General features: G+C 58.8%; 1 pseudogene. It reads right to left on the bottom strand.

Annotation, left to right across the window (positions count from 1 at the left end):
- Positions 1 to 240, bottom strand: a pseudogene (locus FNJ47_RS48755) (IS701 family transposase); the annotation flags it as partial.

The following is a 240-nucleotide window of genomic DNA, read 5'->3' as shown; positions in this document are numbered from 1 at the left end:
GCCAAGCTTCGTCGCCCGGGAGATGCTGCTGACCTTTATCCCAAATCCGCTGAGGAGGGCCGTCGGCGGTGCGGACACGGAGAGCAGCAAATCGGGCTTTCAGCCGACCTTTCGTCCCGCTGCGCCAACTCACGGTTTTCCATTTGGCACTGGCCAGCATTTGTTCTGCCGCAATCGATAAGATATCGGGCACGTGGTGCTTTCGTGGTTTCCCGCGGACTTTGGTGATCGGCCAAATGA

It is taken from the genome of Bradyrhizobium uaiense, assembly GCF_010811875.1.
Lineage (GTDB): Bacteria > Pseudomonadota > Alphaproteobacteria > Rhizobiales > Xanthobacteraceae > Bradyrhizobium > Bradyrhizobium uaiense.
This window is presented reverse-complemented; position numbering and strand designations above follow the sequence as displayed.